The organism is Hominimerdicola alba (assembly GCF_900109655.1).
Classification (GTDB): domain Bacteria; phylum Bacillota; class Clostridia; order Oscillospirales; family Ruminococcaceae; genus Hominimerdicola; species Hominimerdicola alba_B.
In genome coordinates this window covers 1-19,786 of the sequence record NZ_FOAT01000026.1, presented here as the reverse complement: position 1 = coordinate 19,786, position 19,786 = coordinate 1, and the positions used below count along the sequence as shown (strand labels likewise).

At 46.3% G+C, this 19,786-nt stretch carries 15 protein-coding genes; 14 read left to right on the top strand and 1 reads right to left on the bottom strand.

Annotated elements, in window-relative coordinates; all coding sequences use genetic code 11:
• The first annotated feature begins 19 nt into the window (after window positions 1-19).
• From BMY75_RS16470 to BMY75_RS16430, 9 genes are all read left to right on the top strand, one after another.
• Window positions 20-1,189, top strand: a complete 1,170-nt coding sequence (locus tag BMY75_RS16470; protein ID WP_074836122.1) for a phage portal family protein — start codon at window positions 20-22, stop codon at window positions 1,187-1,189.
• Window positions 1,186-2,028, top strand: a complete 843-nt coding sequence (locus BMY75_RS16465) for a hypothetical protein (protein WP_074836121.1) — start codon at window positions 1,186-1,188, stop codon at window positions 2,026-2,028. Before BMY75_RS16470 ends, BMY75_RS16465 begins: the two co-directional genes overlap by 4 nt.
• Window positions 2,029-2,262: 234 nt before the next feature.
• A complete protein-coding gene (locus tag BMY75_RS16460) occupies window positions 2,263-3,237 on the top strand; it encodes a phage major capsid protein (RefSeq protein ID WP_074836118.1) in 975 nt (324 codons plus the stop codon).
• Between the two features lie 921 nt (window positions 3,238-4,158).
• Entirely contained in the window at window positions 4,159-4,524 is a 366-nt protein-coding gene (locus BMY75_RS16455) for a hypothetical protein (RefSeq protein WP_074836115.1), read from the top strand.
• Between the two features lie 12 nt (window positions 4,525-4,536).
• Window positions 4,537-4,989, top strand: coding sequence for a hypothetical protein (locus tag BMY75_RS16450; protein ID WP_074836112.1), 453 nt, complete (start codon window positions 4,537-4,539; stop codon window positions 4,987-4,989).
• Window positions 4,989-5,351: a hypothetical protein gene (locus BMY75_RS16445; RefSeq protein ID WP_074836109.1), complete on the top strand. Its 363-nt coding sequence runs from the start codon at window positions 4,989-4,991 to the stop codon at window positions 5,349-5,351. The genes BMY75_RS16450 and BMY75_RS16445 overlap by 1 nt, the downstream gene beginning before the upstream one ends.
• A gap of 100 nt (window positions 5,352-5,451) precedes the next feature.
• Window positions 5,452-6,399, top strand: a complete 948-nt coding sequence (locus BMY75_RS16440; protein WP_074836106.1) for a hypothetical protein — start codon at window positions 5,452-5,454, stop codon at window positions 6,397-6,399.
• 1 nt (window position 6,400) lies between these two features.
• Window positions 6,401-6,712 (top strand): hypothetical protein, encoded by a 312-nt coding sequence (locus BMY75_RS16435; RefSeq protein ID WP_074836103.1) that lies wholly within the window; start codon window positions 6,401-6,403, stop codon window positions 6,710-6,712.
• Window positions 6,713-6,967: 255 nt separating this feature from the next.
• Window positions 6,968-7,600 (top strand): glycoside hydrolase family 25 protein, encoded by a 633-nt coding sequence (locus tag BMY75_RS16430; protein WP_074836101.1) that lies wholly within the window; start codon window positions 6,968-6,970, stop codon window positions 7,598-7,600.
• Window positions 7,601-8,386: 786 nt separating this feature from the next.
• Here the strand turns inward: BMY75_RS16430 and BMY75_RS16425 are convergent.
• A complete protein-coding gene (locus BMY75_RS16425) occupies window positions 8,387-9,715 on the bottom strand; it encodes a family 43 glycosylhydrolase (protein ID WP_074836098.1) in 1,329 nt (442 codons plus the stop codon).
• A gap of 745 nt (window positions 9,716-10,460) precedes the next feature.
• Here BMY75_RS16425 and BMY75_RS16420 point away from each other — a divergent pair.
• The 5 genes from BMY75_RS16420 (at window position 10,461) to mobQ (ending at window position 19,423) form a co-directional block, all read left to right on the top strand.
• Window positions 10,461-11,087 (top strand): ECF transporter S component, encoded by a 627-nt coding sequence (locus tag BMY75_RS16420; RefSeq protein WP_074836096.1) that lies wholly within the window; start codon window positions 10,461-10,463, stop codon window positions 11,085-11,087.
• A gap of 286 nt (window positions 11,088-11,373) precedes the next feature.
• The gene (locus BMY75_RS16415; RefSeq protein WP_074836093.1) at window positions 11,374-12,138 is read left to right on the top strand and encodes a type III pantothenate kinase; all 765 of its coding nucleotides are present in this window, start codon (window positions 11,374-11,376) and stop codon (window positions 12,136-12,138) included.
• A 400-nt stretch (window positions 12,139-12,538) separates the two neighbouring features.
• Entirely contained in the window at window positions 12,539-13,897 is a 1,359-nt protein-coding gene (locus tag BMY75_RS16410) for a hypothetical protein (protein WP_074836090.1), read from the top strand.
• 43 nt (window positions 13,898-13,940) lie between these two features.
• Complete coding sequence (locus BMY75_RS18130) at window positions 13,941-18,029, top strand: hypothetical protein (protein ID WP_074836087.1); 4,089 nt, start codon at window positions 13,941-13,943, stop codon at window positions 18,027-18,029.
• 347 nt (window positions 18,030-18,376) lie between these two features.
• The gene (mobQ, locus tag BMY75_RS16400; protein ID WP_347500249.1) at window positions 18,377-19,423 is read left to right on the top strand and encodes a MobQ family relaxase; all 1,047 of its coding nucleotides are present in this window, start codon (window positions 18,377-18,379) and stop codon (window positions 19,421-19,423) included.
• Window positions 19,424-19,786 lie beyond the last annotated feature (363 nt).

Genomic DNA, 19,786 nt, shown 5'->3' with positions numbered 1-19,786 from the left:
GGAAAGGAGAGGACTCGGATTGAAGATATTCGGGAGAAAGGACAGGGTAGATAAGACCTACGAAAGGCAGTGCTTTTCGGCTGAGGCGGGGGAGAGCATATTCCGTCTGGCGGCGGACGAGGGGTGCCTTGAAGGGGGGATATACGACGGGCTGAGGGCGACGGTGCCTGTGATAGATGCCTGTTTCGGGAAGATAATACGTCTGGTGGGAGATTTCAAGGTCATGGCGAGAGATGAGAGGTTCAGCGATGAGCTGGAAAGCTTTTGCAGAGAGGTGACTGTGGGTATATCTGGAAAAAGCCTGAACACCTTTGCGGATATGTACCTGGACAGTCTGCTGACCTACGGCAGGGCTGTGGGCAGGATAGTGACGGACAGGGAGACTATGACCGTCAGGGGGCTGGTTGTGGGGGACAGCAGTCTTTTCAGGGTGAAGCAGGGTAAGGGGGCGCTGGACAGGGAGTTCTGTTTTTATGGGGGCGGTGAGGTGATGAAAGTCCCCGAGCCCGAGAAACTGCTTTACACGGTGATGAATCCCAGCCCGAAACACCCTGACGGAGTATCGGTACTGCGGGGGTTGCCCGCCATAAGCAGTGTGCTGATGAGGATATACCAGTGCATCGGGCAGAACTTTGACAGGGTAGGAAATGTGCGTTATGCGGTGACTTACAAGCCTGCGGAGGACGGTTCGGACAAGAGGTACGCAAGGGAGAGGGCGCAGGAGATAGCGGCGGCATGGGCTGACGGTATGCAGAGCGCCAAGAACGGCATAGTCAAGGATTTTATCACGGTGGGCGATGTGGGTATAAAGGTCATCGGGGCGGAGAATCAGCTTATCGACACGGAGGTGCCTGTGAGACAGCTACTGGAACAGCTGATAGCGAAGCTTTCGGTGCCGCCATTTCTGCTGGGGCTGAACTGGTCTACCACGGAGAGGATGAGCAGTCAGCAGGCGGACATACTGACAAGCGAGCTGGAGTATTACAGGCGTTTGCTGGAGCCTGTACTCAGAGACATATGCGAGGCTTTTCTTAGGACCTGCGGCACGGACTGCGGGGTGGATATCGAGTGGGGGAACATTAATCTTCAGGACGAAGAAGCGCTGGCGAGGTCGAGGCTGTACAACGCTCAGGCGAGGAAGATAGAACTTGAAAACGAAGCGGAAGAAGAGAGGAGAAGCGGGAAATGAACGGAGAGAAGATGGGAATCACGGAAGAGGTAATGGAGAAGATAAACCGTCATGCGGTGGGTGAGCTGAAAGGGGAGCAGGTGTACTGTTTCAGCGTACTGCTTTGCGACAACGACGTTGACAGGGACTATGAGAGGTTCTCAGATGAAGCGCTGGACAGGCTGGCGGGACTGTTTGTGGGCAGGACAGGGATATTCGACCATGACCACAGCAGCAGGGGTCAGACGGCGAGGATATACGATACGGAGGTGAGGTCTTATCCTGAGAGGAAGACTGCGGACGGCAGGGCTTACAGGGCGCTGATAGGCTTTGCCTACATGGTGAGGACGGAGGACAACAAGTCGCTGATAGCGGAGATAGAGGGTGGCATCAAGAAAGAGGTATCGGTGGGATGCTCGGTGGCGAAGCGGATATGCTCGGTGTGCGGGGCTGACGGTGCTAAGGGTGGCTGCTCGCATATCAAGGGCAGGAGCTACGGCGGAAAGCTTTGCTATGTGACCCTTGATGAGCCTGTTGATGCTTACGAGTGGAGCTTTGTGGCGGTGCCTGCACAGAGGGCGGCGGGGGTCACGAAGGTGTACGGCGGCAGTGATATCGATGTGATAAGGGAGATGCAGGCTTGTTTCTGCGAAGACCTGAGAGCGGATATCATCAGGCTGGGGAGCTTTGTTAAGAGCGCGGACATCGGTGAGGTAGATGGTCTTGATGTGTTCGCTTTGTTGGAACTGAAAAAGAAGCTTTCACGTCAGCTGAGAGAGGAAGCGGCTTCGGGGAAAGCGTTAGGTGTGGCGGCTTATGAGGGCTGTGACAGCGGTGAGATGGAAGCTTTCAGGGTGTAGTGCCTTGGGGTAAAACAGTAAGAGAGTAATATTTTGGACTTTGTGGCGGCGGGGTGGGGATGGGTGAGGGAGATTTCTTGGACTTTTAGCGTTTGCCGACAGCGGGACTGATGGTCTTATGGGGGATTAAGCGGCGAGGACACGGAGAAAAGTCGGGAAACGGAAAACGAACGCACAGGCTTATCTGTCGGGCGGTGCGGGAGAATCGGACGGCAGGAGAATATGGAGGTAATTATGTACGATAATATCAGACTTGAAAGATCACTTTACAACATCACAGGAAAGAGCTTTACTCAGGCGCTGGCGGAGCTTGACCCCGATGAGGGTTACAAGGGTACGGAGCTGGGCGGTCTGGACGCTTTTGAAAGACAGCTGAAGCGCTTCGGTATCAAGGTATCGGGGGCGGACAGCGACAGGGTGGAGAAGTTCTTCGTGACGGCGCAGTCGGCGGTGCTTTTCCCTGAGTATGTGAGAAGAATGATAAAGAAAGGCGTGGAGAGAGTCAGCATAGCTTCGGCGGTATGCGGGGCAGTATCACGCACTGACGGCATGGATTTCAGGGGATTTACCATAATAAGTTCCGGCAGCAACCCTGTGGATCAGGGGGACGATCTGCCTGAGACAATGGTGGTGCTGGACAGTACAGCCAGAGAGGTGAAGAAGTTTGCAAGACTGCTGAGCTGTTCATATGAGGCGGTGAGAAAGCAGAGGTTAGAGGCTTTCGGCATAGTGCTGAGGGACATAGGCGAATCTGTGGGCAGGGCGCTGAACAGGTATATATGCACGGAGCTTATAACCGATGTGGTGCCTTCGACTATTGCGGGGGACGCTATAAGCTATGCGGATATCGCGAAGTTCTGGAGCGATATGAGCACCCACGACATGGACGTTATGGTGTGCAGTCCTGCGGTGATGGCGCAGATACTGGCTCTGCCTGAGATGAAGTTCTGCGTGGGGGACTTTATGACGAGCGGCAGGATAAAGACGCCTTACGGTGTGACGCTGGTGAAGTGTGCAGAGATGCCTGCGAACAAAGTGCTTGGCGTGGACAGCACAGCGGCGGCGGAGCTGATACTGGGCAGTGATGTGATGGTGGACAGCGACAAGCTGATAGGCACGCAGATGAATGAGATAAGCTGTTCGCTGTTGGCGGGAGTGACTAAGGTATGTGAGGATGCTGTGGGGGTGCTGGTAACGGGACTGAATTAATTCACAATTCATAATTCATAATTTTTGGCAGGGCAACAACTAAGTTGGGTAAGAATGCCAAGGAGGGGAGCTTTTGGTCAAGCTTTTCGCGAAAAGTTTGCGGGATGTTTGCACAGTCAGCAAAGCTGACTGTTGGCAGAGCCCTCAATCACCAAGGCGCAAGACCAAAATGCAAAGCGAACTATAAGAGCGAAACAGACTTCAGACCCTAAAAAGGCGCGGCAATAACAAAAAATCGTGCGTGAACAATACCAATGACCACGTTCAAACTATCCGCGTAAATTATTGCCGCGCCTGTCATCGGACAGCGTAAGCGTTTCCGATGACTCGACCCGCAAGGGGCGACAAAACGTCTACCGCAGTACTTATGATAAGAGTGCCGCACTCTGTAACGCTTGAAGCAGATATCAGTCCGATAGTGTTATTAGTCCAAAAATCAGGACTTTGTTTGTGTAGTCGGACATTTGCTTGTGGTCAATAGTTTGCGAGTTGTCGCCCCTCGTTCCTCGGGTCGAGCTGTCAAAGACGCTTCGCTGTTTGACAGCGGGCGCGGGCAATATTTACGGACTTAGTTTGTGCGGGGGATCAGTTTGGCGCACGTTCGGAATTTTGGGATTGCCCGCGCCTTTTGGGACGGTAGTTAGTCTGCTATTGCTTTTTGGGGTGGGGGCGATTGTTTTGCGCCTTGAGTTGAGGGCTCTGCCCTCAAACTCCCGCAAGCCTGCTGGCGCGAGGCTTGACCGCGCGCTTTGATTCGCGGCATAGTTTGTTTGGTGGGCTGGTTTGTTGCCGCGAAATCCGCCCGTCCGGCGTTAGGACCTTTTCGCGAAAAGCTTGACCAAAAGCTCTCTTCCTTGGCATATCCCGCTTGTACTGCCGTTTATAAAACTGAAATGCCCTTTGGGGCGGAAAGGAGTATATATGCTTGATTTTGACAAGGTGCTTCTCAGCTTTTATCAGCTGAGCGGGTGCAGGAATGACAAAACCGCCGAGGTCGAGAAACTGGTGGCGGAGGCTTTGAAGGCTGTGGAATACAGTCTGGACGTTGACAGGGTATCCTGGGACGATGTGCCAGCCTGCGAATATGCGGCGGCTTGTATGGCGGTGTATGACTATGTCTGCCGCGAGGCTTGCCGTGAACAGAATGCGGTGACTATCGCGGGAAGTGCGGATATCAACGGGGATTTCAGCCACAGGATAGATGCGGCTGCGGAGCTTAAAAAGCAGGCTATGGCGCGTATCGAGTGGCTTATGCCCGGGGGCGGGTTCATGTTTGAGACTATGTGAGGAGGAATAAAAATGATGATAATGACAGCGGACAGTCTGGGGCTTGGGGAGATAAAGGAAGCTCTGGCAGAGGTACTTGAAAGTGCGGGATTTTCGGCGATGGAGGAATACACGGACATCGTTCTGGGAGATGTTGAGGGCTGTACTGCGGTATGGGCGCTTGACAGTGTAAGGCTGGTGGATGCGGGAAAGCGGATAGATTCGGGGGATGCAGCGGTATCGGGGGAGATAGTATTCAGGGTGAAGCTGATGGGCAAGGCGGGAAGATTCGGTGATCATAACAGCTTTGATGACAGGTGCTTTGAAGCCTGTGCGGGGGCGGCGATGATAAGGGATTTCGGCGCGGTGACGGTGGAGCTTGGAGCATCGGGGAGAGATATGCAGAGCATGAGGCTGGTGAGAGAGATGAAAGTGGTGTTCGGGGTGTGCATGAAGCAGGTTTCGGAAGATAGCGGGGTGGTCTGATGGGATTTGAGATAGCGGCACCTGCGGGGCATACTCTGGTGCTTGGGGCGAGGACGCTTTATCCCGAAGCGGTGAGCATATTCAGGAAAGATACTCAGGTGGAATATGTGAAAGTCGGGGGTGGGATAGATCTTCGGACTAACGGCTCGGAGGGTTTGGAGATACTGGCTGTGGGGAGATTTGCCCCTGACGAGAGGGCGGTGTTGCAGGGTATCATCGAGGATTTTGCTTCGGACGTAAGCACTGTGGTTGCGGACGGCAGGAGTTACGGGGCGATGATACTCCGCGAGGGGGTGCTGACGGAGAAACGAGGAGAAGTCGGGGGAGTGTACAGGCTGAGATTCGGTGGGTATGAGATATGAGTAAATGGCATTGAAATTGCTGTTTTGCGGGCTTTTTCCCCGTCGCAGGCGGGAGAAAGTTCCATCATTACTTAAAAGTTCGGGAAAGGAGAGATGGAGAATGGATTGCATTTTACAGCTTGATGTGGACATGGGCAGCGGTACTGCGGTGAGGGTATTCGGGCGGTGTCTTGGGTTTGTGTTTGAAAAGGCGCTGTATGTGCCTTATACCAGATTCAGCGGGGTGTTTTACGAGGACGGTGTGTCCGATATATCAGCCCTTGATGTTGTGGGGGTGAGGGTCAGGCTTGGGGGTACTGAGATACACAGCGGTCTGGCGGACGAGGTGAGTATAGAGAGATTCGGGAGAGGGTATAAGGTGAGGGTAAGTTCGCGGGGGTATACTTTGCTTTTGGCGCAGAACGAGCCTTATCCGAGAATAAATACAAATGTCACGCTGAAAAGCCTTTGTCAGGCGAATTTGACAAGCGCCTACATAAGCTACGAAGACCCTACCCCTGTGGTGGGGAACATATACATCAACGAGGGTTCAACGGTGTGGGAAGCGGCGGTGGCTTACTGCATAAAGGCGACAGGTCTGTACCCTTTTGTCAGCGGGCTGAACACCGTGAGAATGACAGCGGGCACACAGAGGGTCATTGATTATTCGGGGGTGAAGAAGCTTTCAGTGGTGAGTGCGCTGGACAGCAGATATCTGCTGTCGGACGTTTACATGAAAGAACTGGGGGACACCTATCCCTATGAGGCACATGATGCTTCGGCGGCAAGAATGGGTATCGTAAGGACAAGGTACTATCCGCTGGATATGCAGTGGCTTTATGACCCGCAGGTGGGGCTTCAGCACAAGCTGGACTATTCAAACAAGGGGGTCAGGAAAGTGGGCATGACATATATGGGCTGGCTTGGTGAAGACCTGATGGACAAGGCATCGGGTGAAAGCACGCTGACAGGGAAGAACATAAACTACGTGAAAGTGGTCGGGGGCGGGAAAGGCATTACCACAACGGTGATGTGCTATGACGACAGGTACGGTCAGAAGGAGGTATAGTATGCTTATTGCGATAGATGACTGCGGGCGGGTAAGTCTGCCGCGGGGGAATGTGCTTGGTCATAAAAACGAGAACGGTCTGAGGGTGCACAGGGTGATTCACCCGAAATTCGAGGGCGCATATTATGATATAGTGCTGGACTACGGCAGCACACAGAGGGTGATACAGATCTACGGGGGCGAGATTGCCCCCGATGGTGATATGCTGTCGGAGGTCGGTGAGATAGATGCGCAGTTTCGGGCGCTGAAAGCTGAGGGAGGCGAGGTGCTGGTGTTCAAGTCAGATGTATTCAGGGTGAGGATACTGCCCTAGAGTTGATAGTAAATATGTTTATCTCGCTGCCACAACGTTTTATACAAACTTTTTACAGACAATATCAATAGTGACGGTATTCTTCATCCGCCGCAGGCGGGGGGAAGAATACGTTTCAAATAATTATACCTGTCCACTGCCCCTGCGTGTGCCCCATGGTAAAAGATTTTGTCAGGTGGGCGCGAGGGGTTAGGGGACAGGTATATTATATCCAGCTGTGAAGTAAATTAAACGACATATAGAAAGGAGAAGACTATGGCTGTTAAGGGGATAGATGTTTCAAAATGGCAGGGTGATGTGGACTTTGAAAAAGTCAGGGGGGCGGGGTATAGGTTCGTGATGATAAATGCGGGGTACGGTCGGTATATCTCGCAGAAAGACAGCTGTTTTGAGGAGAACTACCGCAGGGCAAAGGCGGCGGGTCTGGATGTGGGGGCGTATTGGTATTCCTATGCAGTCAGCGCCCATGAAGCTGAACAGGAAGCGGAAGTGTTTTTGCAGGCGGTTAAGGGAAAAAGCTTTGAATATCCGCTTTGCTATGATATCGAGGATAAGTCGCAGAGAGGGCTGTCGAAGAAAGTGATTGGTGATATGGTGGATGCTTTCTGCGATAAGCTGGAAAAAGCGGGGTATTATGCGGCGGTTTACAGCTATGCGAATTTTCTGACGGAGAAAGTGCCTGTTAAGTGTCGGGAGAGGTATGATGTGTGGGTGGCGGCATATGGGGTGGAAAAGCCGCCTTATGATATGGCTTATGGTATGTGGCAGTACACTTCATCCGGCAGGGTGAGGGGAGTAAGCGGGGATTGCGATTGTGACAGGGCTTATAAGGATTATCCTGAGATAATGAGAGAGAAAGGGTTGAATGGGATTAAGAGAAAAAAGTAGGGGGAACTGCCAAAGAGACAAAGCGCGCGGTCAAGCCTCGCGCTAGCAGGCTTGCGGATGAGCACACAGTCAGCAAAGCTGACTGTTAGAGGCAGAGCCTCTCGGTCAAGCGCAAAAGCGACGCGGCAACAAAGCAATAAATAGTACAGCGAACTATCGACCAAATAAGGCGCAGCAATAACAAAAATACGAGCGTATGCGAAACTATTGCATACGCTCAAACTATGTCCGTAAATATATTGCCGCGCCCGTCATCGGACAGCGACAGCGTCTCCGATGACTCGCCCCGCAAGGGGCGACCTTGGCTACCGCAGTACGTAGGATAACCGAACCGCACTCTGTTTGATTCAGATATAGATACCTGTCCGACAGTGCTATTAGTCCAAAAATCAGGACTTTGTCGGTATAGTCGGACATTTGTTGTGGTCGTCAGTTTGTGAGCTTTCGCCCCTCATTCCTCGGGTCGAGAAATCAACGAGCTATCGCCGTTGATTTCGGGCGCGGCAATATATTCCGCACATAGTTTGAGCGTGGACAAAAGATTTGTCCACGCTCGGATTTTTGTTATTGCCGCGCCTATTTGGGCGGTAGTTCGCTGTTCTCTTATAGTTTGCAATGCATTTTGGCTTTGCACCTTGACCGAGAGGCTCTGCCTCTAACAGTCAGCTTTGCTGACTGTGTGCTCATCCGCAAGCCTTTCGCGAAAGGCTTGACCCAAAGCTCTATTCGCGGCATAGTCTGTTTGGTGCGCCAATTTGTTCCCGCGCTTCTATTCGTCGAATCCCCCTACTTCAAAACACAAAAACTCTCCGCCTCAAACAGACATCTGCTGTCAAATGCAGGCTTCATCCAGCCCTCGATACCGTGATATGCTTTGAAAAACACCGCGTGTCTTCCTGTGATGTTCTTCACCTTGCACCTGTAAACGCCGTCCGCTGTACCGATAGCCAGCTCGCCTATCTCCTCGCCGTCCTCAGCATCAAGCAGAATTTTCACCTGACAGTTCACACCCATGCCCCGCACTTTCATCGCCAGAGTAATGCTGTCACCCGTATAATCATCGCCGAAATCGAAATACTTGTAGCCGAACACACTGCCCTCGGTGATATTGGTTATAACCCTGGTGAAGATATCCTTCTCCGTGATGAAGCATCCGCCTTTCAGCACGCAGGCTATCTCCGCAGGCGTTACTTTATAAGGGTCAAGGGACTTCTCAAATCCCAGAGAAGTCATCTCAACAGGCGGGATAGTGCCGTCTTCAAGTATCTCGATACGCTCAACACAGGCGCGGCGGGACATTATAGTATTGTTGGTCATTCTGTGGTAGAACACATACCACTGCCCGTTTATGCAAGCCACCGACCCGTGATTGTTTCCCGTGGGATAGTCAACACCGTTGTCGATGATGTACCCCTTGTACTCGAAAGGTCCTCTCGGCGAATCGCTCATGGCGTAAGCCAGCCGGCTTCCTTGGCGGGGTGAGTATATAAGATAGTATCTGCCGTTTATCTTCCTGGGGGAACTTGCTTCGTAAAATCTCCGCTCCTCGGGAATATCCATCGTATCGGGCATAACAGGGTGCATATAGCTTCCTTTGATGACCGTTCTCATATCCGCGGGGTCGAGTTCGTTCATGTGTGAACCCTCAAAACCGTAGTACACATACACCCGACCGTCATCGTCCACCAGCACGCCAGCATCGTTGAAGATACCATCGTCCCCGACTTCAACATCTTCACCGTAGATATACTGTCCCAGCGCCTTGAAAGGACCCTCGGGCTTATCGGATACACCCACAGCCCCCTTAGACCCGACGATATACGAATACAGATAGTACTTCCCGTCCTTCTCGATAACATCGGGCGCATAGCACTCGTTCCTCGTCCAGTCCGTATCCGCGGGACGTTCCCCGCCGTCCTTAGTTCTGAAACTGTCACCGTGGCACACCCAGTTATTAAGATCATCTATCGGTGCCGACCACACTTTCAGCTTGTAGTCACAAAACTTATCGCAAGAGACCCTGTCATGCGACCCGTAAAGATATACCCTGTCCCCGAAGACCCTCGGTTCACCGTCAGGTATGTACTCCCATAAAGGCAATATCGGATTAGCCATTTTTATCCTCCTATCTCAAATGGGGCTCTGCCCCATACCCCGCGCGAAGCCGCGGCGGATACAGTTGCCGCTTCGTTCACTGCGCTCGTTCCTCGCTGCGTTCACTCCCGCGCCAACGCGCCGCGGGTCGCTGTTTGCCATTTTGCGAAGTTTTATTCTCCTTGCGCAGTAACTGAAACGAATACTCGGGTGCTTGACTTGCCGTTATTTAACTCTCACCCGCCGCCGAAACTTTCAGTTTAACATATTATTTAAATGAGGGGCAACGGTCGACGCAGTCACCGTCAGTCCCCCATACCCCCAACAGTCAGCTTTGTTGACTGTGTGCGCCAGCAAAACCATAACCGCGACTTCATAGCGATGCACCCGCGAGGGCGTGACAAATCGTTCAATTGGCGATATCAGAATCCCCGCCAGCCGAGGTTCTTTTACTCGCTACCTACCCTTGTATCATACCATATCCCGCAGATGTTTGCAAGTATCCCCGCCGATTATTTTTCAGATATCTCTCCGCCCATGCCCTGTTGCAAACTCTCCGAAACCCCTATTCAGCGCACTCTCAGCGCTGACATTATGCACAACCCTGTAACCGCCGCGTCATCAAAATTCGTAAATATTAATATACGAAAATATATAGCTTTTTCGGGAGATATGTGCTATAATATCATCGGTGAAAGGAAGAGCCTTCACCCGTTTGTAATGTACCCGCCCCACATAGCGGGATATTAACAAGGAGGAAATCAATATGAAAAGAACTAACAAAACTAAAAATCTGGTGCTCATGGGTGTCATGACCGCTATCATCTTTATTATGGGACTTACTCCCTTTGGGTACATCAAGACCGGTACTCTCTCGATCGCACTCATAACTATCCCCGTAGGCATCGCAGCTTTCGCACTGGGACCCAAGGGCGGCGCACTGGCAGGACTTTCATTCGGCGTTACCAGCGCTATCATGGCTTTCGCAAACCCCAGCGCACTCATGGTAGCCCTCACTAACATAAGCCCCGTGAGAACTGTGATACTCTGCGTAGTTCCAAGAATTCTTGTAGGACTTCTCGCAGGTACTATCGCCCAAGTTCTGAAGACCATAAAGGTACCCGCGCCCATATCCGGCGGCATCGCAGGCTTCAGCGTTGCATTTCTGAACACCATATTCTTCATGAGCACACTGCTGATGATGTTCGGCGATTCTGAGACCGTAAAGGGCATGGAGGGTCATCAGAACCTCGTGCTGTTCATAATAGCTGTTGTTACACTCAATGTGGCTATCGAGTGGATATCCTGCACAGTTATTACTTCAGGCGTTGCGCTGGCACTTTCAAAAGCAAGACTTATCGATGCTCCCAAGAAAAAAGCATCAGCTCACTGATATATCAAAGGACGGCACTGAGCCGTCCTTTTTTCTGTTGACTTATCAGCGTATTTGTGCTAAAATGTTTAAGGCGAAAATAATCGTATCATTGATAAAATATGGTTATCCCGCTGACACACCTGCCTTAAAAACGATCCAAGTAATTTAATGAGCGTTTGGTGGTTATCATTTCCCCCGCCTGTGGCGGGGGAAATGATAACGTCAGCATAATATATACCTGTTATTCCGGCATTTTAAGTGGTGTGCTAAAGGGATAGTCATTGATAAACAAGGAGGCATACCAATGCTTTTAGCAATAGACGTAGGCAATACAAACATAGTACTCGGCTGTATCGAGGACGACAATATACTTTTCCGCGAGAGGATATACACAAATCAGCTCGCCACCGACCTTGAATATGCTGCAAATATCAAGACCGCTATGGAGATGCACAATATCCACCCCGATAAGATAGACGGCGCCATAATCTCCTCAGTCGTTCCCACCATCACCGCGACTTTCTCCGCGGCTGTACGCAAGCTCATAGGCGTTAAACCAATGGTGATAGGTCCAGGGCTGAAAACAGGGCTCTCCATCGTGATAGACAACCCCGCACAGCTGGGCAGCGACCTTGTGGTAGATGCTGTTGCAGGTATCAACGAGTACCCCGCCCCCATGATAATCATAGACATGGGCACAGCTACCACCCTCTCCGTCATCGACGAGAACAAGCGCTACCTCGGCGGCATGATAGTAACAGGCATGGCAGTTTCATCCGAAGCCCTCATATCCCGAACTGCACAGCTGCCTAAATTCGCCTTTGAAAAGCCGAAGCACGTAATAGGCACCAACACCGTTGACTGCCTTAAAAGCGGACTTATGTACTCCAATGCGGGAGCGATCGACGGCATGGTAGAGCGCATCGAAGAAGAGCTGGGACAGAAATGCACAGTAATAGCTACAGGCGGACTGGCGGGCACAGTAGTACCACTTTGCCGCAGGGATATCATCCTTGATGAAGACCTGCTGTTAAAGGGACTGAATGTTATTTATAAGAAAAATATCTGAAACAATAAACCGGCGGTTAACTGCCAAGGAAGAGAGCTTTATCTGACTATCGATAAAGAAGTAATCTATCCATACCGAAACAATTGATACAGACGATACAGCGGATCAATAGTCACATTTTATAAAATAATCCTCTTAGAATAGACGCGTGAAAACGTGTGAACCTCTAAGGGGTTATTTTATGTCTAGAGGAATCTATCACTGTAGATTCTCAATCGACAATCTGCATAGGATATTATATAATTTCAACCAGAATACTATATTATCACATTTTACTAAAATCTAATATTATAACCAAATTATACCATAATTAATAAACATTGACAAAGATATAACAATTATGATATACTAATCGAGCATGACACTTTGTCTGCAAATATTATAGGAGGAGGAATTTTTGATGGGAAACTTTTTTCATACTGTGCATTTTAAAATCAAGGACAAAGAAAAATTTGTCAAAGGTATCAACGCATATATGAAAAAGAAAGGCTTCGTGCCATGTGATGACGGTGAAGCCGTGAAAACTTATATCATTGCGTTATCTGTTGATCAGCAGTGGGCAACTCTTGCTGATATGGACAGCAGTGATGATTCAAGAGCGCTTTTTAATGATGCCAAGGCTGTTTCAAAAAGCATGAAACTTCCGTGTATTACCGAGGAAGTAACAGACAGCGATATCGCAGTACTTGAAATCTTTGACAAAACAGGAGAGAGTGCAGATAGGATCGTTGTGGGCGATGGTGAGATCTACGGCATGGGAAATAATGAAATAAAGCCCGAATGCTGGAAACCACTGCTGAATAACAAAGCAGATATCCAAAAACTCATTGAGTTGACCGGCGAAAGTGATCTCATGGCTGATGAAAGACTTAGCAAAATATCATCGCTTTTTGGCGTGGATATGCTTGCTGATAGTGATGAACTCGGCATAAGAAATGACGAAAGTATACTAAAACTCAGTTTTAAAAAGGCTGAAGAAAAAAAGCCGACGTTAAACACTTTGTTTACGCAGATCTATGGTGAGGCACTTGAACCATTAGGCTTCAAAAAGCCAAAAGTTCGTATGCCACTGTACGTTCGTGTTATCAACGATGAGATCATACATATTGTTGGTATCCATGATATGAAAAATCAGCTGGTACCCTTTGGCGCAATCGCCACTGTTTACCGCAAAGATCTTTGTATTGACCGCACATTCAGACAAAACGAAATATGGTATAAACGTTTAAAGGAATTTTATCTTAATTGGCATGTATCGGACAAGCCATTTGATAAAGGCTTTTTTAAATACTATGCAGATTATATGCCATTATCAGACGCTGTTCAGGATTCATTGAATGCAACTATGACATGGATACTCCCTGTTCTGGATAATGTTAAAACGCTTAAAGATGTGGCAGATTATGACGAATGTACATTTTTGAATCATATTTCGGTTATTTCATTGCCAATAAATGAATCTATTGTCGCACCATTCGCTGATACAGTTATCCGGTATATTTTAGATGATCCGTTGGCTGATCTTGAACAGCGATACTTAGCTGTATTGAAACGAAGGGAGGAAGCAAGTAAAAGTTCCAATCTTTCACAGGAAAAAATATCACAAAATCGTGCAGAATTTGTACAGCGGTATAATGAATCACGTCAAAGAGTGCAGACATTTCTTGAAGATGAAGAAATACATAACCAGACAATGGAAGAACTTGCAAAGCGAAAGGCGCACAACCTCGAGTTGCTCAGAAAATACAAGGTCTTATGATTGAAAAATTTATTATCTCCTAATTAAAGTGAAAGGAAAAAATATGAAATTAAAAAAACACATTCTTAAATCTATTGGTATGTTACTTGCCTTAGTAATGCTAATTCAGCAAATTCCATTTGCTGAATTAAGAGCAAAGGCAGATAATATTGATTCTCTAATTCCCAAATATAGATTTCTTTTTTATACTGATGAATTTGAAAGTGAACATTTTCACAATGTAACAGGCATCATAGACGATGAGAATTTGATGGATCATATACAAGATTTCGTTTTTGATGCAACTTCAAGCGCTGAACAAAGAGGTAAATGGAAAACACTTATCGTTACTGATCAGCTTAGTCCTGGTGAAATTCATAGAAGAGTACAGGATGATATTTGGAAAAAACACGGAGGTAAAATCAATGAAGGAGAATTGCCTATACAATATGATAAAACGATAACTCCGCCTACTATTTCCATAGTTAAAGATAAAGAAAAAGAAGACGTAAAAGTATCTAAACCATCTAAATCGTCTGGACGTGCAGATATTTATGCGAAAAATGATGATAATGATGATAGTATAAGTCTCTGGGAAGTTAAGCCCTACTCGTACTGGAAAAAAAATTATACGGCTGGTGTTTTACAGCTTGCCAGATACGTATATTATGGTGTTAATGAATTAACAGGAGTCCATCCTTACAAATTTGGTGAAAAAGCAACACCAGATATTATTGCCGATGGAGAATCTTCATTTAATGCATATTATATTTGTACAGATCTTGTAACTGAATGGTCAGAAACTGTAACCTACGAATATGAGTATCGTGTTACAAAGGACTCACTGATTATTTATAACTTTGAGAGGGCGAACGTTGTAAGAAGTAAGTCCGCCCCCAACCCTGCTTTAGCAAAACTATTCGCTGATGAATTAGCAAAATTAAAGGATATATTAAAAAATAAAAATGAAGGTTTTGGCAACAAACAGCTGCAGAATGGTTATTCATACAATTGGAATCTAAGTTTAAACCAAAAAGAGGAATATAATACTAATCAAGGTTCAAATAATCATTATGTTGATGACAAAGAGGCGGCTTGGCGTGATCGGTTTATAGAAGCTATAACAAATCCTGCTGTAATTGGTATTGCAACGGTGACGACTGCTACGGCAATAGCTGTAGTTTTAGAAAAATACTCTTCTATGAAACCTTCGATGCTTATTGCTGCACTTAAACGCGGTGAACTTACTGTTAGGGAGGCAATGGAATTTGCATTACCTGCTTTTGCTGGTTATGGTTATGAAGATCAATTTATGAAATATGTTTATGGTGAGGATTATGCGGAAGATGATGAAGAAGATGATGAGGAAGATGATGAGGAAGATGATGAGGAAGATGAACTAACCGACGACATCCATGATGAAAAGGATAACTATGGAAATGCAGGAAAGGTTGCTCCACCAAGAGATCCTCTTGCAATTGATTTTGGTGCTAAAGGAATAGAACTGACAACTCTTGAAGATGGCGTTAATTTTGACCTTGACAACAACGGCTTTGAGGAAAAAACAGCGTGGATCGGAACTCAAGATGGATTCCTTGCTTTGGATGTCAATGGAAATAGTATAATTGATAACGGAAGCGAATTATTTGGCGACCAGTTTATTCTTTCAAACGGAGAGATTTCTAAATCCGGATTTGAGGCTCTCAGTGACTTTGATGAAAATAATGATAAACTTATCACAGAAGAAGATCCCGTCTTCCAAAGTTTACTGATTTGGATAGACAGTAATCATAATGGCAAATCAGAATCAGAAGAACTACATACACTGAAAGATAAAAAAATTATCTCAATAAGTGTTAAATATAAAAAAACTAATTACCGTGATACTGAAACAGGAACTTACATTGCTGAAACTGCAGATGTAACATTAAATAATTCGAAGACATCTATCAGTGAATTCTGGTTTGATGTTGATACAACAAAAACTACACATAACGGCGTAGCTACAAGCGGAAATGTTCTTTCTTTTGAAGACGCGATTAATGGAGATGAATCAGGTGAAACAGCTCAGATCTATATGGATTTCCTCTTTGCTGATGATATTGCTGTAAAGCGCTATTATCTCAAACAGTACCTTTATAAGATCACAGGTTCAGAAAATATTGATCCAAACAGCAGAGGCGGAAATATTGATGCAAGAGACCTTCACATGGTCGAGCAGTTTATGGGAAGAACATTCGTTGGTGTTGATGGCGAAAATCCAAATGCTCCTGCAGCAGCAATTCTTAAACAGATATGCAACCGAATCGAAAACATTTATTATTGTATTCTTAGCTGTCAGACAGAATTTAACAGATACAGGCAGAAAATGGTAAATGGTGACAAACTTGATATTACACCATTAACAACTGTTATAAGAGAAATGATTGCTTGCGGTGATCCGGAAGTTAATCTGCTTATATATAATCTTGGTGTTTATCTGCGTGTTTACGATCGCAGATGCAACACTCACTATTTTAAAGAATTCCAGACATTCTGTAATACCCTTTCTGATGACTATGCAACTCTTGCAGAAATCTCAGGTTCAGAATCATTTACATATATTGGTACAGATGGCGCAAATAATTTTAACGGTATAGCAAAGGTAAATTACTTATTTGGAATGGACGGAAATGATGATCTGACCGGAAAAAATGGTAATGATATACTTTACGGCGGAAAAGGCGATGATAATCTGTGCGGCGGCTATGGTAATGATACATATATCATTGAGGCAGGTCATGGAAACGATACGATAAAAGATATAAATGGTGTAAATTTAGTTTGGTTTGCTGATTGTTTTACAGAGGAAGATTACAGTCTTTCAATTGACGCAAATTTTAGTCTGATACTTATTCATAAAGAAACAGGAGATTCAGTCTCAATTTATGGTTACTTTAAAAATCCGCTTGCATATAAAATATCATTTGATGGAAAAGAACCTTCATTCTGTAACAAAGATAATTATGATAATATAAATGGAACTAACGAAGATAATTATCTTGAAGCAAGTGATGGTTATAATATCTTCCATGGTTATGACGGAGATGACATGATTGATGGCGGTATAAGTATTGACTTTATTTACGGCGGCGAAGGTAATGATTTGCTTAGCGGACATAATGGTCTAAATATAATATACGGTGAAAATGGAAATGACACTATCCGTGACGGAGATGATGGTTCTTATCTCAGCGGCGGAAATAATGACGACAGTATATATGGTGGCGGCGGTGCTGATGTTCTAGACGGTGGAGCAGGAAATGACTTTTTACAGGGCGACCATGGTAATAACACGTTTATCTATGGAAAAAATTATGACAGAGATGTGATTGCTAATTCTACCGATAATAATACAATTATAATCAGAGACTATAAATCATCGAATATGGAACTCTGGCGTAATGATAACAATAATCTTTTAATCCATTTTGGTGGTCAGTATTCAAACGACTGGCTTACTATTGAACGTTTCTTTGATTATAATAGCAACCGTGATTATAAATTTGTTTTTGAATCAGAGTTTTCTAAAACATATGGACAGTATGAAATAACAAAAGGCAGAAAAGTAAATTATGCTCCAACTATTAATATAACAGCTGATACCGAATCAGACAAAAGCTTGCTTACATGGAACAAGGTCGATGGTGCTGATAAATATGCGGTTTGCAGCTATATCAATGGAAAGTGGACTAGCATTGCACAGGGATCGGATACTTCATATACTCTGAAAGGTCTTACCAAGGGTGAACAGTACAAGATCGTTGTTTTTGCAAGAATAAACGGTGTCTGGAGTGAAGACACTTCAAACGCGATAGTTATTATACCTGCAGAAAAACCTGTAACAAACAAGTATCCAGTTGTGACTGTTGAAATTCAAGGTAAACAGTTTAGGCTCAGCTGGACACCAGTTGACGGTGCTGAAAAGTACGGTATTGCAGTATATTCAGCAGGCAAGTGGAAAGTCATGGATTATATTAATGGCGATACAACAACATACACATCAAAAAAGATTCTAGCAGGCACTTACAAAACAGTTCTTGTAGCAAAAGTGAACGGTGAATGGGATGTGACCAAAATTAATAGTAGAGCCTTTGAAATCATTATTAAGTAAGGCTATAATATCTTTTATAAAAACTTCCGACAGTTTGATCAATGAATTGTCGGGAGTTTTTACTATATGGTAGTAAGTATACCATGTGATGTCAAGTCTAACAGTTCGTAAGATAAAATCACTCGATGTAAATTACAGTTAGTAAGCACTAAGGAAAAGAATCAATCTGCTGCACTTTTCTTTGTCGCGAGAACAATTAATGCCGAGCCTAACTAATCCATTCGTATAAACATATATTTCAAACAAATGTTCTAAAAAGCTATTGACAAATTAGAACGTCTGTGCTATAATATTAAGCATAATCGAACGTATGTATACATCGAGATTGATCCAAACCGAAAGGAGGACTGATACCAGCAATATATCATTTCAACGTCAAAATGGTCACGCGAACGAGTGGGGGCAGTTGCGTAGCAAGTGCAGCATACATAGCAGGCGAGAAGATCAAGAATGAGCGTGACGGTAAGATTCACGATTACCGAAACAAGCATGAAGTTGTCCACAAGGAGATATTGCTGCCTGCGAATGCGCCACCCGAATACAGCAGCAGAGCCAAACTATGGAATGCTGCCGAGTGTGCCGAAAAGCGCAAGAACTCCCAAACCGCTCGAAGCATCAATGCGGCTTTGCCGAGGGAACTGTCGAGAGGTGATCAGATCGATTTGGTCAGACAGTTCTGTGAACAGTGTTTTGTCAGCAAGGGTATGTGCTGTGATTTCGCTATCCATGACAAGGACGATGGAAATCCACACGTTCATATTCTGCTGACCACCCGTAAGGTTGACAAGTCCGGTTTCACACAAAAGGAACGAGCATGGAATGACCGTAAGCTTTTGTTGGAGTGGCGGGAGCGATGGGCGGATTGGTGCAATCACAAGTTATATTTTGTTTCGGATGCTCGGGTCGATCATCGAAGTTATAAAGATCAGGGTATTGACCGCCTACCGCAGATACATCTGGGTGTCGAGGTCTGTGCTGTAGAGCGCAAGGGCTTTAAGACTGACAAGGGAAACAAGAACAGAAGAATCAGGCGGCGCAATCTTGAAGTTGAGATTGCAGAGCTTGAAAAGAAAATGCGGGCTATTCGTGCAGAACATAAGCAGGATACTATTGACTATATCGAATCCAATATCGGGTGTAAGGTGTCGGAGGCTTTCACGATACATGACAAAATGCCTGTGCTGGAACAGTACGAGAAATACTTGCAAAGTCACAATGTACCATGTGAGTTTATTTTCTACAATCAAGATAAGTACGAATTATTTGTACCAAAGTCTGTAAAGGAGAAAGCCATTAGTCTGCTAACTCAGTTCAGGAAGCAGAACTATGAAAAGGACAAACAGGGCGATACGCAACAAAAATCTGCGCCACCGAAAAAGCCAAAGCCGAGATAATGAAACCAAAACCGCCATCATGCCATATGGCACCAAAGCGGTATCGCTTGCATAAGGGAGAGTCCAGAGAGGGAGTTTTCCCTCTTTGGCGCACTTCAAACTCGCAGAGTTTGTATAAGTGCGCCCTACGGGGTTATGGTGGGTAATGACTATCGAATAAAAAATTCGCAAAACTTACCGCCCTGTCAAACTTTCGCGTATGCGAATAGCTGCGTATGCAGCAGGGGCAGAATTGCCCTCTAGGAAAGGAGAATGCAATTGAGTAACAAGAAGCTGACAACAGAAGAAAAAATTGTGAAGTCAAAAGAGTATGAAGATGAGATGACACGGTTGCAAAATAAAATGAAAACCATGCGGACAGCT

What these genes read in the sequence shown, in the direction of transcription:
- BMY75_RS16465 (WP_074836121.1), top strand. Translation starts at nt 1,186, where the DNA reads ATGAACGGAGAGAAGATGGGAATCACGGAAGAGGTAATGGAGAAGATA.
- BMY75_RS16460 (WP_074836118.1), top strand. Translation starts at nt 2,263, where the DNA reads ATGTACGATAATATCAGACTTGAAAGATCACTTTACAACATCACAGGA.
- BMY75_RS16455 (WP_074836115.1), top strand. Translation starts at nt 4,159, where the DNA reads ATGCTTGATTTTGACAAGGTGCTTCTCAGCTTTTATCAGCTGAGCGGG.
- BMY75_RS16450 (WP_074836112.1), top strand. Translation starts at nt 4,537, where the DNA reads ATGATGATAATGACAGCGGACAGTCTGGGGCTTGGGGAGATAAAGGAA.
- BMY75_RS16445 (WP_074836109.1), top strand. Translation starts at nt 4,989, where the DNA reads ATGGGATTTGAGATAGCGGCACCTGCGGGGCATACTCTGGTGCTTGGG.
- BMY75_RS16440 (WP_074836106.1), top strand. Translation starts at nt 5,452, where the DNA reads ATGGATTGCATTTTACAGCTTGATGTGGACATGGGCAGCGGTACTGCG.
- BMY75_RS16435 (WP_074836103.1), top strand. Translation starts at nt 6,401, where the DNA reads ATGCTTATTGCGATAGATGACTGCGGGCGGGTAAGTCTGCCGCGGGGG.
- BMY75_RS16430 (WP_074836101.1), top strand. Translation starts at nt 6,968, where the DNA reads ATGGCTGTTAAGGGGATAGATGTTTCAAAATGGCAGGGTGATGTGGAC.
- BMY75_RS16425 (WP_074836098.1), bottom strand. Translation starts at nt 9,715, where the DNA reads ATGGCTAATCCGATATTGCCTTTATGGGAGTACATACCTGACGGTGAA.
- BMY75_RS16420 (WP_074836096.1), top strand. Translation starts at nt 10,461, where the DNA reads ATGAAAAGAACTAACAAAACTAAAAATCTGGTGCTCATGGGTGTCATG.
- BMY75_RS16415 (WP_074836093.1), top strand. Translation starts at nt 11,374, where the DNA reads ATGCTTTTAGCAATAGACGTAGGCAATACAAACATAGTACTCGGCTGT.
- BMY75_RS16410 (WP_074836090.1), top strand. Translation starts at nt 12,539, where the DNA reads ATGGGAAACTTTTTTCATACTGTGCATTTTAAAATCAAGGACAAAGAA.
- BMY75_RS18130 (WP_074836087.1), top strand. Translation starts at nt 13,941, where the DNA reads ATGAAATTAAAAAAACACATTCTTAAATCTATTGGTATGTTACTTGCC.